Here is a 12,721-nt window from a genome sequence, read left to right as displayed (position 1 = left end):
GTCGGCAGCGTAAGATGTGTATAAGGGACAGGTGTGCGGCAGCGCCAGGGCGTCGCCGGGCGCAGGGGCCTCGGCGGCGGCCGGGGCTTCGGCGGCGGCCTCGTCCATGGGGCGCGGGGCGGCCATCAGGGGCGGCTCGTGGCCCGCGGACTCCAGCGGCAGGGTGGGAGCGGCGGCGACAGGGGCCTGTCCAGCGCGGGCCTCCACGGCGTGGACCAGCCAGGGCTTGAGCAGGCGGGGCAGGGGGACGTCCTCCCACGCGGCGAGCCCCAGGGCGGCGAGCGCGGCGGGGATGAGGGCCTTGCGAAGCGCGGGCGGCACGGTGAAGCGCCGGAAGGAGGCGGGGCGACGGGACCGGGTGCGCGTCTTCGGGTTCATGGCAATCCCCTCGGGGCTGCTCAAGGACAGCGGCGGGCGCCTGGAGCGGCGGCCCGGGGCCGGTGCTTTTTCCGGCCCGGGACCTCCTATTGCGACCGGTGTGCCAACGGTTCTTCCCTCTGGGAGGCGGCGGGTGTGTCCCTGGGGCCACAGGCGGCGGGGGAAAAGCGTGGCAGGGGCGTGGGCCGCGTGCGACGGTCCGCGGCGCATGCGAATCGCGACCTGGAACGTGAACTCGGTGAGGGCCCGGCAGCAGCGGTTGATCAACTGGCTGAAGGGCAACCAGCCGGACGTGCTGTGCCTGCAGGAGCTCAAGTGCACCGACGCGGACTTCCCCTTCGACGCGGTGAAGGAGGCGGGCTACTTCGCCGCGGTGCACGGGCAGAAGACGTACAACGGCGTGGCCATCCTGGCGAAGACGGAGCCCACGGACGTGGTGCGCGGCCTGTCGGACGGGGTGGATGACACGCACGCGCGCTTCATCTCCGCGACGGTGAATGGCATCCGCGTGGTGAGCGCGTACGCGCCCAACGGGCAGCAGGTGGACTCGCCCGCGTACGTCTACAAGCTGGAGTGGTACCGGCGGCTGCGCAACTACCTGGACACGCGCCACAAGCCGGACGACCTGGTGGTGATGGGCGGGGACTGGAACATCGCGCCGGAGCCCATCGACGTGTACGACGTGGCGCAGTGGGAGGGGCAGACGCTCTTCACGCTGAAGGAGCGGGACGCGCTCCAGCAGGTGTGCGCGTTCGGGCTGACGGATGCGTTCCGCAAGCTGCACCCGGACGTGCAGAAGTTCTCCTGGTGGGACTACCGGATGCTGATGTTCCCCAAGAACAAGGGCGTGCGGATCGACCACCTGTTCCTCACGGCGCCGCTGTTGCCCCGGCTCACGGCATGTGACGTGGATCGTGAAGAGCGCAAGGGACAGCAGCCGTCGGACCACGCCCCGGTGTGGCTGGAGTTGAAGGACTGAGTAGAGTCGCAAGGCATGTCCGTCCTCCGAATCGAACTGGGATGAAGACCTCCGCGTGGGTCTTGTTCCTGTTTCTTGCAGGGTGCGCTACGGCGCCAGTGCCCGCGCTGGAGCCGTGGAGCAGCGCGGAGCACATCGATGGGGAAGAGCCCTGCGAGAGCGCTGACCGGTGCGTGACGCTGGTCTGCGCCGACGACCTGTGCGGCATGTATCGCTGCGAGGACGCGGGCGCCTTGCTGGCTCGCGGTGGAATCCGCCCTCCGGTGGCGTCGGCTGCGCCCGGTTCCGGGCCTCGGCGCCACTGGGGCAGTGCCCAGCCGCTTCCGGGCGACCGGGAGGCCATCTTCGTCATCCGTTGGTACAACCACCCCGCGCCAACGCCGACCGACGGGCGGAAGCCCTCAGGTTCGGGATGGGTTCGACATCATCTCTACCCACAGGAAGCCCGCCTCGCGACGTTCTTCAAGCGTCGAGCGAACATCAACGTGCATGACTTCACGATGGTCATTCCCCGCGCGGAGCACGTGCGGCTGCATGGCGTAGGAGGACGGGGCGGCCCCTGGAATCAGGCGTGGCGCGACTTCGCTGAGACACACCGGAACGCATCCCCGAAGGAAATCCAGGACCAGCTGGCCCGGATGATCGTCGACTTCAACATCATGGGACCCATCGTTCCCTATTATTTCATGCGTTGAGTTCCAGGAGGACTGCATGAAGTTCTTCAGGCTTCGCCCCGCGGAAGGCCCCCTCTTCACCGGCTTCCTGGACGGTGTTCATCAGTGGGGGCTTCCTGGTGGGCTCTGCCCGGTATGCGAGGCCAGCCCCGGAGGCCTGGGCGAGGCCTATCCCTCCATGGACCTTTCGGGTTGGGCTCATCGGCGGGAACTCGCGGAAGCAAGGCAGGTACCCCTGGAGGAATATGAGCGCCTGCGTGAGCTGCTGAGACCTCACGCTCCGCCTGGCGCTCTCCTCCTGCCTGATTCGGAGTTCGGCATCCTCCGGGCAAAAGCCTCGGGTCGATGGGGTGCATTGCATCTGCCGTACGCATGGCTGCTGGTGATGCAACGCGAGGCACTTGTGCGGGTGCGCGCAGCAGGGTTCGACCTCCTCGCGAGCGGCATGGACCTGCGCTTTCGAGGCAAGGCTCCGCCAGTGGAGTTGGTGGAAATCGAACTGCATCCTCGGGGCCGCCTGCATGACAGCTGCTTTCCTGGCGGACGTGAGCGCCCCTGCGAACGGTGTGGACGTCAGGGGGACCGTTTGCCGGATGCACCCGTGCTGGATGGGTGCACCCTGCCCACCGACATGGACTTGTTCCGCCTCAGTGACTTCACCACCGTCATCATCGCCAACGAGCGGTTCGTGGACGCCGTGACTCGGCTCGAACTGGATGGCGTCGTGTTCAAGGAACTGCCGGTCCTCTGAGCGAAGGCTCCTCCCTCCGGTGTGGCTGGAGTTGAAGGACTGAGTAGAGTCGCAAGGCATGTCCGTCCTCCGACTTGAATGCACGAAGTGCGACCAGACGTTCGCGCCGGGCAAGGTGTGGAACCTGTGCACGGCGTGTCAGGCGCCGTTGTTCGCGCGCTATGACCTGGAGCGCGCGGCGAAGACGCTGCGCAAGGAAGCGCTGCCCGGACGCGAGCGCTCCATGTGGCGCTACCACGAGGTGCTGCCGGTGGATGACCCGGCGCAGCGCCTGTCGTTGGGTGAAGGCTTCACGCCGCTGCTGCCCACACCCCGGCTGGGCTCGCGGCTGGGGTTGAAGCAGGTCCTGGTGAAGGACGAGAGCGGAAACCCGACGGGCTCGTTCAAGGCGCGGGGCCTGTCCGCCGCGGTGTCCATGGCGAAGGTGCTGGGCGCGAAGGCGGTGTGTCTGCCTTCAGCGGGGAACGCGGGCAGCGCGCTGGCGGCGTACGCGGCGCGAGGCGGGCTGGAGGCACACGTCTTCGTGCCGAAGGACATCGCGTCGTTGTTCCTGATGGAGACGCGGGCCTACGGCGCGCACGTGGAGACGGTGGAGGGGCTCATCTCCGACGCGGGCCGCGTGTGCGCGTTGCTGGCGAAGGAGCACGGCTGGTACGAGTGCGCCACGCTGAAGGAGCCCTACCGCGTCGAGGGCAAGAAGACGATGGGCTACGAGCTGGCGGAGCAGCTCGGGTGGACGCTGCCGGACGTCATCCTCTATCCGACGGGTGGAGGCACGGGGCTCATCGGGATGTGGAAGGCCTTCGAGGAACTGGAGGCGATGGGGCTGATTGGCTCGAAGCGGCCCCGGATGGTGGCGGTGCAGGCGGAGGGCTGCGCGCCCATCGTGAAGGCGCACGCGGAGGGCAAGCCGGACGCGCCCATGTGGCCGGGCGCGACGACGCACGCGCACGGCCTGCGGGTGCCCAAGGCGCTGGGGGACTTCCTCATCCTGCGCGCGGTGAAGGACAGCCATGGCACGGCGGTGTCGGTGACAGAGGAGGAGATCGTCCAGGGCACGAAGGAGGCGGCCTCGGCGGAAGGGCTGTTCATGGCGCCGGAGGGCGGCGCGTGCGTGGCGGCGCTCAAGAAGCTCCAGGCCTCCGGGGACGTGAAGCCGGAGGAGACCGTGGTCGTGTTCAACACGGGCACGGGCTTCAAGTACGTGGAGAACATGGCGCCGCTGTGGTGAGCGCGACCGCCGGCTGACCGGGACTCAAGAGTGAGACCCCCAGCACCGGGGTGCCGCGTTGTGCCGGCCGAAGTCGGAATGGCTTGCTTGTATCCGTGAAGGTGGCCCGTACGATGGGTGACATGCACTTCATCCAGATTGAGATGAGCAACGAGCGGCTGGCCAATGACGTCAAGTTCTCCGTGTTGGACAACAAGGTGGCCCGGACGGTGACCATCGTGAGCAGCACCCGGAGCTACCTCATCGAAGGCCAGGTCCGTGACCAGAAGGCCTTCGTGGTGACCTTCCAGACGGAGAAGCTGGAGGAGATCAAGACGATGATGCAGGAGCCGACGATGAAGGCCGCTTCGATGTCCGCCTGGGAAATGGCGGCCTGAGATGAGCGACTCCCTGGGACCGCCGCCGCGCCCGCCTGGAATGCCGCCTCCGCCCGACGCCGCGGAGGCCGAGCCGGTGGGGTCGGCGCACATGAAGCCAGACGGCACGCTGGAGCTCCGGATGTCCGCGCGAGGCCCTGGGGCCATCGCGGGCGAGGCGCTGTTCATCCTCAAGCCGGATCATCCCCGCTACGCTGGCGTCTTGGAGCACCTGGGCCCCATCGAGCCCGGAGGCTACGCGCGGGTGATGCCGTTTCCCCCGGGCGTGTTCTGACGGGGGGGATACGGAGGCTCGCGATGCGGGCGAGCGCTTTCGTATGGGCCGTGCTGCTGATGGCCTTCCTCGGGGGCTGCGCATCCGCGCCCCTGCCGGCGCTGGAGGACTGGAGCGCTGCGGAGGACGACGCCTGCGAGGGGCACGACAGGTGCGTGGCGCGGGTCTGCGCGGATGACCTCTGCGGGCTCTATCACTGCGAGGACACCGGTGTGTTGCTGGCGCGGGGAGGCATCCGGCCTCCCGTGTCGGCAGCGGCACCCGGTGCGGGTCCCCGGCGCAACTGGGGCAGTGCCCAGCCGCTTCCGGGTGACCGCGACGCCATCTTCGTCATCCGCTGGTACAACCATCCCGCGCCTGCTCCGCCACCCGATGGCAGGAAGCCTTCAGGTTCTGGATGGGTTCGGCACCATCTGTATCCGCAGGCTGCGGACCTCGCGCAGTTCTTCTGGCGGCAGGGAAAGATCAACGTGCATGACTTCACAATGGTCATTCCCCGCGCGGAGCACGTACGCCTGCATGGCGTCGGAGGACGAGGGGGGCCCTGGAATCAGGCGTGGCGCGACTTCGCTCGCAAGAACATCGATGCGACTCCGAAGGAGATCCAGGATCAGCTGGCTCGGATGATCGTTGACTTCAACATCATGGGTCCCATTGTTCCCTACCATCAGCTTCGCTAGTCGCCGGGAGTGACCGTGAGGTTCTTTGAAGTGACTGCAGCGGAGGGCTCGCGCTTCACTGGCTTCATCAATGGAGTGCATCGCTGGGGATTGCCGGGAGGCCTGTGTCCTGTGTGTCAGGCCAGTCCTGGTGGGCTGGGGGAGGCCTATCCCTCCGTGGATCTCTCTGGCTGGGCCCACCGGGCGGACCTTGTGGAAGCGAGGCAGGAACCACTCGAGGAGTACGAGCGCCTGCGTGAGTTGGTCCGACTCCAGGTGCCCTTCGAAGCGCCATTGCGCCCTGGGGCCGAATTCGGTCCTCTTACTGGGAAGGCTTCCGGGAAGTGGAGCGCGCTCGATCTCCCGAGCCCCTGGACCCTGGTGATGCGGACCGAAACCGTGGACCTGCTGCGTGAGGCAGGCATCGCGCTTCGCGCGAGCAAGATGGACCTGAGGTTCAGGGGCAAGACCGAGGTGGATCTGCGGGAAATCGAGCTCCACTGCCGGGGCCGGCTCCATGACAGCTGCTTTCCGGGCGGGCGGGAACGCCCCTGTGAACGGTGCGGACGTCAGGGCGGCAGCTATCCAGACGCGCCCGTCCTCGACGGGAGCACCCTGACCGGTGACCTGGACCTGTTCCGGCTCCGTGACTACACGACCATCATCATCGCCACGGAGCGCTTCGTGGACGCCGTGAACCGCTTCGGATTCGAAGGCGTCGTGTTCAAGGAACTCCCGGTCCTCTGACCTCCAGCCGCGTCCAGCCCGCCGCGACCTGGAGCTCCAGCACACCGTTCTCGAATCGGTGCGCACGTGCGCCCGTGACCTGGCTCACGGACTTCAATCCATACACCCGCACGGTCTCCTCCGTGCGGACCCGCGCGAGCGTCCCCGTCTCACTCCGCTCCAATCGCAGCACTCCGTCCGTCACGCCACCGCGCAGCGCCGTGAGCCGTGACTCGCCGTAGCCGTCTCCCGCGTCCTCGTAGAGCCGGCCGTGCACCTCCGGCCCCGCGTGCACGTGCCACTCCAGGTGCTTCCAGTTCGCGTCCGTGGTGTGCATCGCGGGTCGGGTCAGCGCCACCACTCCGCCCGCGCGCAGCCACACCGGCACCGTGTCCAGCGGCCCGTCCGCGATGACGTGCCGCCCGCCTTCGCGCACCTCCCCCGTCCGCTCCAGCCCCGGCCACTCCAGCCACGTGCCCGCCGGCAGGTACGCCAGCCGCTTCGTCTGTCCGGGCCGCACCACCGGCGCCACCAGCAGGTCCCTCCCGAACAGGAATTGATCAAACGCGCCCACCGCCTCCGCGTCCCCGGGCGCCTCCATCAACAGCGGCCGCAGCGGCGCGAGCCCCGTCTCCGAGGCCTCGTGCATCAGCGTGTACAGCGTGGGCAACAGCCGGTACCGCCGCTCCAGCGCCGCGCGCGCCAGCGTCAGGTACGGCTCGCCGAACCGCCACGGCTCCTGCGGCGACGTTCCCTTGCCCGCGTGGTTGCGCATCAGCGGGTAGAACGTGCCCGTCTGCATCCAGCGCACCAGCAGCTCGCCGTTCGCCCGTCCGATGAAGCCCGGGATGTCCACGCCGGTGTGCGCCACCGCCGCCAGGCCCAATCCCATCAACATGGGCAGCGACGTCTCCAGCTGCGTCCAGTGACTGGAGTTGTCCCCCGTCCACACCGCAGAGTAGCGCTGGATGCCCGCGAACCCCGCTCGCGTCAGCAGGAACGGGCGGGCCTCCGGACGCAGCTCGCGCAGGCCCTCGAACGCGCCCTTCGCCATGCCCAGCGCGTAGACGTTGTGCACCTCCAGGTGCCGCTTGTCCCCGTGGCGCGCGTCGTACGGCAGCGTCTTGCCCTCCACCTTGCCCATGCCCTCCGCGCGCTCGCTCGTCAGCGTGAGGATGCCCACGTCCGGCTGCACCGCGAAGCAGGACGGCTCGTTCATGTCGTTCCAGAAGCCCGCCATGCCCATCGTCACGAAGTCGCGGTGCAGGCCGCCCCACCAGCGCTGCACCTCCGGCCGCGTCAGGTCCGGGAACACCGCGGGCCGGGGCCAGACCTCGCCCACCAGCACGCCGCCCCGGTCGTAGCGCACCAGGTACTCGCGCGCCTTCGCGTCCTCGTACACGCTCCAGCCCGCCTCCAGCTTCAGGGCCGGGTCGATGATGGGCACCAGCCGCACGCCCTGCGCCGCCGCCTCACGCGCCAGGCCCGCGGGGTCCGGGTAGCGCGCGTTGTCCCAGGTCCAGACCTTGTACCCATCCATGTAATCGATATCGAGGTACACGCAGTCCAGCGGCAGGTCGCGGCGCCGGTAGCCCTCGATGACGCCCCGGATGTCCTGGGCGTTCTCGTAGCCCCAGCGGCTCTGCTGCGCGCCCAGGCTCCACAGCGGGGGCAGGGGAGGCCGCCCCGTCAGCGCCGCGTACTTGCGCACCACGTCCGCCGGCCCCGGCCCCGCGAACAGGTAGCAGTCCAGCTCCGGGCCCCACGACTCCCACGCCAGCCGCGACGCGTCCGCCAGCGCGACGTCCACCTCCGAGCGCCAGGACTCGTCCAGGAAGAACCCCCACGCAATGCCCTCGCGCAGGCCCACGAAGAACGGGATGGACTGGTAGAGCGGATCCGTGTCCGGGTGGTGCGGCACCACGTCCGTGTTCCAGAACGTGAAGTGCATGCCGCGCTTGTCCAGCGGCCCCACCTTCTCCCCGAACCCCAGGTAGCGCTCGCCGTCGGGCGCCCGCAGCGTCAGCCGCGCGCGGTGCCGGCTCATCGGATACTCGGCCTGCACGTCACCGGACACGTCCACGCAGCGCGCCAGCTCCCGGCCCTGTGCGTCCATGAAGCGCCACGTCCCCGACTCCGCGTCCACCTCCAGGGAGGCGCCCTCCGCCGTCACCCGCACGCGCTCGCCGTCGCGCTCCACCATCAGCGCGTGGCCTCCTTCCGCGACCACGGCCCAGGAGCGCTTGTCGGGAAGCACGGGATGGAGAAAGCCGATCTCCGACGACACCGGCGCGTGCCGCACCCGCAGCACCCCGGGCAGTGGACACGACACCTCCAGGACGGCGTGCCGGCCGGACAGGCGCAGCCGGTGGGATTCGACGTGGGCATCCGTGACGTGCATGCCTCGCAATCTAGGGAGCGCGCCCGGCCCGCACCCGCCTTTCCTTCCGGACCCGTGCGATGCTGGGCACCGCCATGCCGCCGCTTCCTGATCCGCTGCCGTTCCCGGACAGCCTCTGCCACCGCTGCGCCGCTCCGCCCCGCTACGTCCAGACGAAGACGTCCACCTTCATCATGTGTCCGCTCCTGCCCCAGAAGTACGCGCCCCAGCCCGTGCGCGCGTGCTCCCTGTTCCGTCCGTTGGAGCCCGGCACCGCGCCCGCTTGAGGCCTCCCGCGCGGCTCCGAGGGTGAGCAGGCAGCGGGGCTCACGAAGCCATCCCCCGCCCGGCATCCGTACCTTTGTCACACGCAAAGGAGCCTGGATGGCCACCCGACGGAAGACCCATGCATCCGCCACGCCCGCGAAGCGCGCCGCCAGCGCCAGCGGCCGGTATACGGACCCCGCCCTGCGCGAGCGCCTCAAGAAGCGCATCATGAAGAGTGACAAGGGAGGCCGCGCCGGACAGTGGAGCGCGCGCAAGGCCCAGTTCCTCGCCAGCGAATACAAGAAGGCCGGGGGCGGCTACCGGGGCTCGCGCGGCACCGCGCAGAAACACCTGTCCTCCTGGACGAAGGAGGAGTGGAGCACCCAGGACGGCGGCACCCGCGCCCGCCATGGCCGCACCACCGCGCGCTACCTGCCCAAGGAGGCCTGGGCCCACCTGAGCCCGGCGCAGAAGCGGGCCACCGAGCGGCGCAAGCGCACGGGCTCCCGGTCCGGCCGGCAGTCCGTCGCCAACACGCCCGCCGCACGCCGGGCGAGGAAGCAGGCCTCGAAGCGCTAGCCCGCGTCCCCTGGCCGTCCGTTCCCAGGGCGTGCGACAGGTCCCGCACGGAAGGCCCGCGCTCGTGGCATAGAGTGCGGGCCTGGGAGACGGAGAGGACGTCATGGACTGCGACTGGCTCATCATCGGCTCGGGGTTTGGCGGCAGCGTCAGCGCGTTGCGGCTCGTCGAGAAGGGCTATCGCGTGGTGATGCTGGAGAAGGGCCGGCGCCTCCAGGGCCAGGACTTCCCCAAGTCCAACTGGAACCTGAAGCGCTGGCTGTGGATGCCCCAGCTCGGGTGGCGCGGCCTCTTCAAGATGACCTTCTTCCGCCACGTCACCGTGCTGTCCGGCGTGGGCGTGGGCGGCGGCTCGCTCGTCTACGCCAACACGCTGCCCGTCCCCCGCGACGACTTCTTCGACGCCACCTCCTGGGGCCACCTGGCGTCGTGGAAGCAGGAGCTGGCGCCGCACTACGCGACCGCGCGCCGCATGCTGGGCGCCACCGTCAACCCGCTCAACACCTACCCGGACCAGGTGCTGCGCGAAGTGGGGCAGGAGCTGGGCCGCCCGGACTTCCAGCCCTCCACCGTGGCCGTCTACTTCGGCGAGCCCGGCGTCACCGTGAAGGACCCGTACTTCAACGGCGAGGGCCCGGACCGCACCGGCTGCAACGCGTGCGGCGGCTGCATGCTGGGCTGCCGCAACAACGCCAAGAACACGCTCGACAAGAACTACCTCTACTTCGCGGAGAAGAAGGGCCTCACCCTCCACGCGGACACGGAGGTGACGTGGGTGCGCCCCCTGCCGCGAGGTGACGGCTACGAGGTGACGGCGAAAGAGGGCACCGGATTCTTCCGCAAGACGCGCCGCTTCACCGCGAAGCACGTCGTCTTCGCGGGCGGCGTGCTGGGCACCATGGACCTGCTGCTCAAGCTCAAGGGCGCGAAGGACGGCCTGCCCAACCTCTCCGAGCGCGTGGGCGACGGCGTGCGCACCAACTCCGAGGCGCTCATCGGCATCGTCAGCGGCAAGAAGCAGAAGGACCGCGACCTGTCCCGGGGCATCGCCATCGGGTCCATCCTCCACACCGACGAGCACTCGCACCTGGAGCCCGTGCGCTACCCGGAGGGCTCCGGCTTCTTCCGGCTGCTCATGGCCCCCCACGTCCCCGGCGCCACCGCGTGGAGCCGCGTGGCGCGGCTGCTGGGACTGCTCGCGCGCAGGCCCGTGCGCTTCCTCCAGGCGTTCTTCGTCCCGGACTTCGCGCGCCGCACGATGATCCTCCTCTACATGCGCACCATGGAGGGCCACCTGCGCATGCGCCGCGGCCGCGCGCTCACCACCGGCTTCCGCTCCGGCCTCACCACCGGCCTGCAGGAGGGCCCCGCGCCCACCGCGAACATGCCGGAGGCCTTCGACCTGGCGAAGCGCGTGTCCGACAAGCTGGATGGCTACCCCATGACCATGGTCAGCGAGACGCTCATGGGCATCCCCACCACCGCGCACATCCTGGGCGGCGCCTGCATGGGGGACTCGCCAGGGACAGGCGCCATCGACGCGCGCCACCGCTTGTATGGCTATGAAGGGCTGTATGTCGTGGACGGCGCGGCCATCTCCGCCAACCCGGGCGTCAATCCCTCGCTCACCATCGCCGCGCTCGCCGAGCGCGCCATGACCTTCATCCCCGCCGCCCGCGAGCTGCCCCGGGGCGACACCGACGCCACGCTCGAAGCGCCCCCGCGCGCGGCGTGTATGTGAACACCCCCTGTCCCCCCTTGAGACCCGGGGCGGGCACCCTTGGCCAGACGTGAGCGATTGCACGGGATGGAGACGTCCGGGGGGAGGTCTCACCGCCAGCCCGCGAGCCGCAGTGTTCAAGCTCAAGCATTCCTCGTGCCCCCGGGCAGCATGGCTGGCTGGATGACTTCCATGTAGTTCAAGTTTTACGAGGTTGCTTGCTTCCGCCTCCATTCCGGCCGGGTGAAGAGATGACTTCGTTCATGTCAGCCTTTTCCATTCACGCACCGGCGAAGGTCTCCGCTGGCCTGGAGCGCAGGGCGGCGGCGCTGCTGGCCTTGCAGCTGCGCGACTCGCGCAAGCGGGTGGATGGGCTGTTCACCTGGCTGATGCTGGGGCAGTGGGCGGCGGCGGTGCTGGTGGCGGTGTTCGTGTCCAGGGGGCACTCGCCGCACCTGCGGACGGCGGTGCTGCTGGGGGCGGCGCTGAGCGTGTTCCCGGTGATGCTCACGCGGCTGTACCCGGGGGAGGCGGCGACGCGGCACGGGGTGGCGGTGAGCCAGATGCTCTGGTCCGCGCTGCTCATCCACCTGACGGGGGGCCGCATCGAGACGCACTTCCACATCTTCGGTTCGCTGGCGGTGCTGTCGTTCTACCGCGACCCGAAGGTGCTGCTCACCGCGAGCCTGGCCATCGGGGTGGACCACTTCCTGCGCGGCGCGCTGTGGCCGGAGTCCGTCTACGGCCAGCTGCATCCGGAGTGGTGGCGCTTGCTGGAGCACGCGTTCTGGGTGGCCGCCATCGACGTGGTGCTCCTCATCGCCTGCCGGGACGCGCTGCGCGACCTGCGGGAGCGGGCGGCGCACCAGGCCCTGATGGAGGCCACCATCGAGGAGGAGCTGGCGGTGCGCGCGGGGCAGCTGGACGCGGCCGTGCGCGAGGTGCACGCCTTCCGGGACCACGCGGAGCGGATGGAGTCGCTCGCGTCGCTGGGGCAGCTCACCGCCAGCGTGAGCCATGAGCTGCGAAACCCGCTGGCGGCCGCGCGCACCGCGCACGCGTTCATCCTGCGCCGGCTGCGCAAGGTGGAGGCCTTCCCGGCGGATCCGCGCATCGCGCGCTTCCTGGACATCATCGACCGGGAGCTGCGGGCGTGCTCGGTCATCATCTCCGACCTGCTGGACTACGCGAAGGGCCGGCCTCCGCGCCGCGTGCCCTGTCCGCTGCGGCCGCTGGTGGAGGAGGCCATCAGCGTGGTGCCCCGCCGCGAGGGCGTGCGCGTGAACAACCAGGTGGCGGACGGGCTGCCGGTGCCGCACCTGGACCGCGAACAGTTCCGCCAGGTGCTCATCAACCTCATCCAGAACGCGGTGGAGTCCATTCCCCCGGAGCGCTCCGGCACGGTCTGCGTGCACGCCGACGCGCGAGGCGACGGCGGCTGGAGCCTGCGCGTGACGGACGACGGGCCGGGCATCCCCGCGCCGCTCCTGGAGCGCATCTTCGAGCCCATGTTCACCACCAAGCTGCGCGGCACCGGGCTGGGGCTCGCCATCGTGAAGCGCCTGGTGCAGGGACACGGCGCGCGCATCCAGGCGGAGAGCGACTTCGGGCATGGCTCGCGCTTCACCGTGCTCTTCCCGGACGCGTGCGCCCAGACGGCTACGGCCTTGGCGCATTCCTGAAGACGACAGCGGCGCGTCAATGACTCGCACACGTGGGGCGTGGG

13 protein-coding genes are annotated in these 12,721 nt (G+C 69.5%); 12 read left to right on the top strand and 1 reads right to left on the bottom strand.

From position 1 onward, the window contains the following. Positions 1 to 586 precede the first annotated feature (586 nt). The 8 genes from xth to D7X55_RS04860 all read left to right on the top strand — a co-directional run bounded on the left by xth (position 587) and on the right by D7X55_RS04860 (position 6,070). Positions 587 to 1,357, top strand: a complete 771-nt coding sequence (gene xth, locus D7X55_RS04895) for an exodeoxyribonuclease III (protein ID WP_121722371.1) — start codon at positions 587 to 589, stop codon at positions 1,355 to 1,357. Between the two features lie 41 nt (positions 1,358 to 1,398). Continuing rightward, complete coding sequence (locus tag D7X55_RS04890; RefSeq protein WP_121722370.1) at positions 1,399 to 2,052, top strand: TIGR02269 family lipoprotein; 654 nt, start codon at positions 1,399 to 1,401, stop codon at positions 2,050 to 2,052. 16 nt (positions 2,053 to 2,068) lie between these two features. Further along, positions 2,069 to 2,782, top strand: a complete 714-nt coding sequence (locus D7X55_RS04885) for a double-CXXCG motif protein (RefSeq protein WP_121722369.1) — start codon at positions 2,069 to 2,071, stop codon at positions 2,780 to 2,782. Between the two features lie 58 nt (positions 2,783 to 2,840). Continuing rightward, positions 2,841 to 4,013 carry a threonine synthase gene (locus D7X55_RS04880; protein WP_121722368.1) on the top strand — a complete coding sequence of 391 codons (1,173 nt, stop codon included), beginning with the start codon at positions 2,841 to 2,843 and terminating at the stop codon, positions 4,011 to 4,013. 113 nt (positions 4,014 to 4,126) lie between these two features. Next, positions 4,127 to 4,390: a hypothetical protein gene (locus tag D7X55_RS04875; RefSeq protein ID WP_120549600.1), complete on the top strand. Its 264-nt coding sequence runs from the start codon at positions 4,127 to 4,129 to the stop codon at positions 4,388 to 4,390. 1 nt (position 4,391) lies between these two features. Beyond that, on the top strand, positions 4,392 to 4,664 hold the full coding sequence (locus tag D7X55_RS04870; protein ID WP_121722367.1) for a hypothetical protein: 273 nt from the start codon (positions 4,392 to 4,394) through the stop codon (positions 4,662 to 4,664). A gap of 23 nt (positions 4,665 to 4,687) precedes the next feature. Next, the gene (locus D7X55_RS04865; RefSeq protein ID WP_121722366.1) at positions 4,688 to 5,344 is read left to right on the top strand and encodes a TIGR02269 family lipoprotein; all 657 of its coding nucleotides are present in this window, start codon (positions 4,688 to 4,690) and stop codon (positions 5,342 to 5,344) included. A 9-nt stretch (positions 5,345 to 5,353) separates the two neighbouring features. Further along, positions 5,354 to 6,070 carry a double-CXXCG motif protein gene (locus D7X55_RS04860; RefSeq protein ID WP_121722365.1) on the top strand — a complete coding sequence of 239 codons (717 nt, stop codon included), beginning with the start codon at positions 5,354 to 5,356 and terminating at the stop codon, positions 6,068 to 6,070. On the opposite strand, the gene D7X55_RS04855 is transcribed toward D7X55_RS04860, so the two are convergent. Beyond that, entirely contained in the window at positions 6,048 to 8,450 is a 2,403-nt protein-coding gene (locus tag D7X55_RS04855) for a glycoside hydrolase family 31 protein (protein WP_121722375.1), read from the bottom strand. The genes D7X55_RS04860 and D7X55_RS04855 overlap by 23 nt on opposite strands. A gap of 59 nt (positions 8,451 to 8,509) precedes the next feature. Between D7X55_RS04855 and D7X55_RS04850 the strand changes: the two genes are divergently transcribed. The 4 genes from D7X55_RS04850 (at position 8,510) to D7X55_RS04835 (ending at position 12,677) form a co-directional block, all read left to right on the top strand. Further along, the gene (locus tag D7X55_RS04850; RefSeq protein ID WP_199746863.1) at positions 8,510 to 8,716 is read left to right on the top strand and encodes a hypothetical protein; all 207 of its coding nucleotides are present in this window, start codon (positions 8,510 to 8,512) and stop codon (positions 8,714 to 8,716) included. 97 nt (positions 8,717 to 8,813) lie between these two features. After that, positions 8,814 to 9,275 carry a hypothetical protein gene (locus D7X55_RS04845; RefSeq protein ID WP_121722364.1) on the top strand — a complete coding sequence of 154 codons (462 nt, stop codon included), beginning with the start codon at positions 8,814 to 8,816 and terminating at the stop codon, positions 9,273 to 9,275. 103 nt (positions 9,276 to 9,378) lie between these two features. After that, the gene (locus D7X55_RS04840) at positions 9,379 to 11,016 is read left to right on the top strand and encodes a GMC family oxidoreductase (RefSeq protein WP_120549605.1); all 1,638 of its coding nucleotides are present in this window, start codon (positions 9,379 to 9,381) and stop codon (positions 11,014 to 11,016) included. 242 nt (positions 11,017 to 11,258) lie between these two features. Then, entirely contained in the window at positions 11,259 to 12,677 is a 1,419-nt protein-coding gene (locus D7X55_RS04835; RefSeq protein WP_120549623.1) for a sensor histidine kinase, read from the top strand. The last annotated feature ends 44 nt before the right edge of the window (positions 12,678 to 12,721 follow it).

The sequence above is a fragment of the Corallococcus sp. AB049A genome (genome assembly GCF_003668885.1).
GTDB classification, from domain to species: domain Bacteria; phylum Myxococcota; class Myxococcia; order Myxococcales; family Myxococcaceae; genus Corallococcus; species Corallococcus interemptor.
The sequence above is the reverse complement of the archived record's forward strand: the minus strand, read 5'-3'. Positions and strand labels throughout refer to the sequence as shown.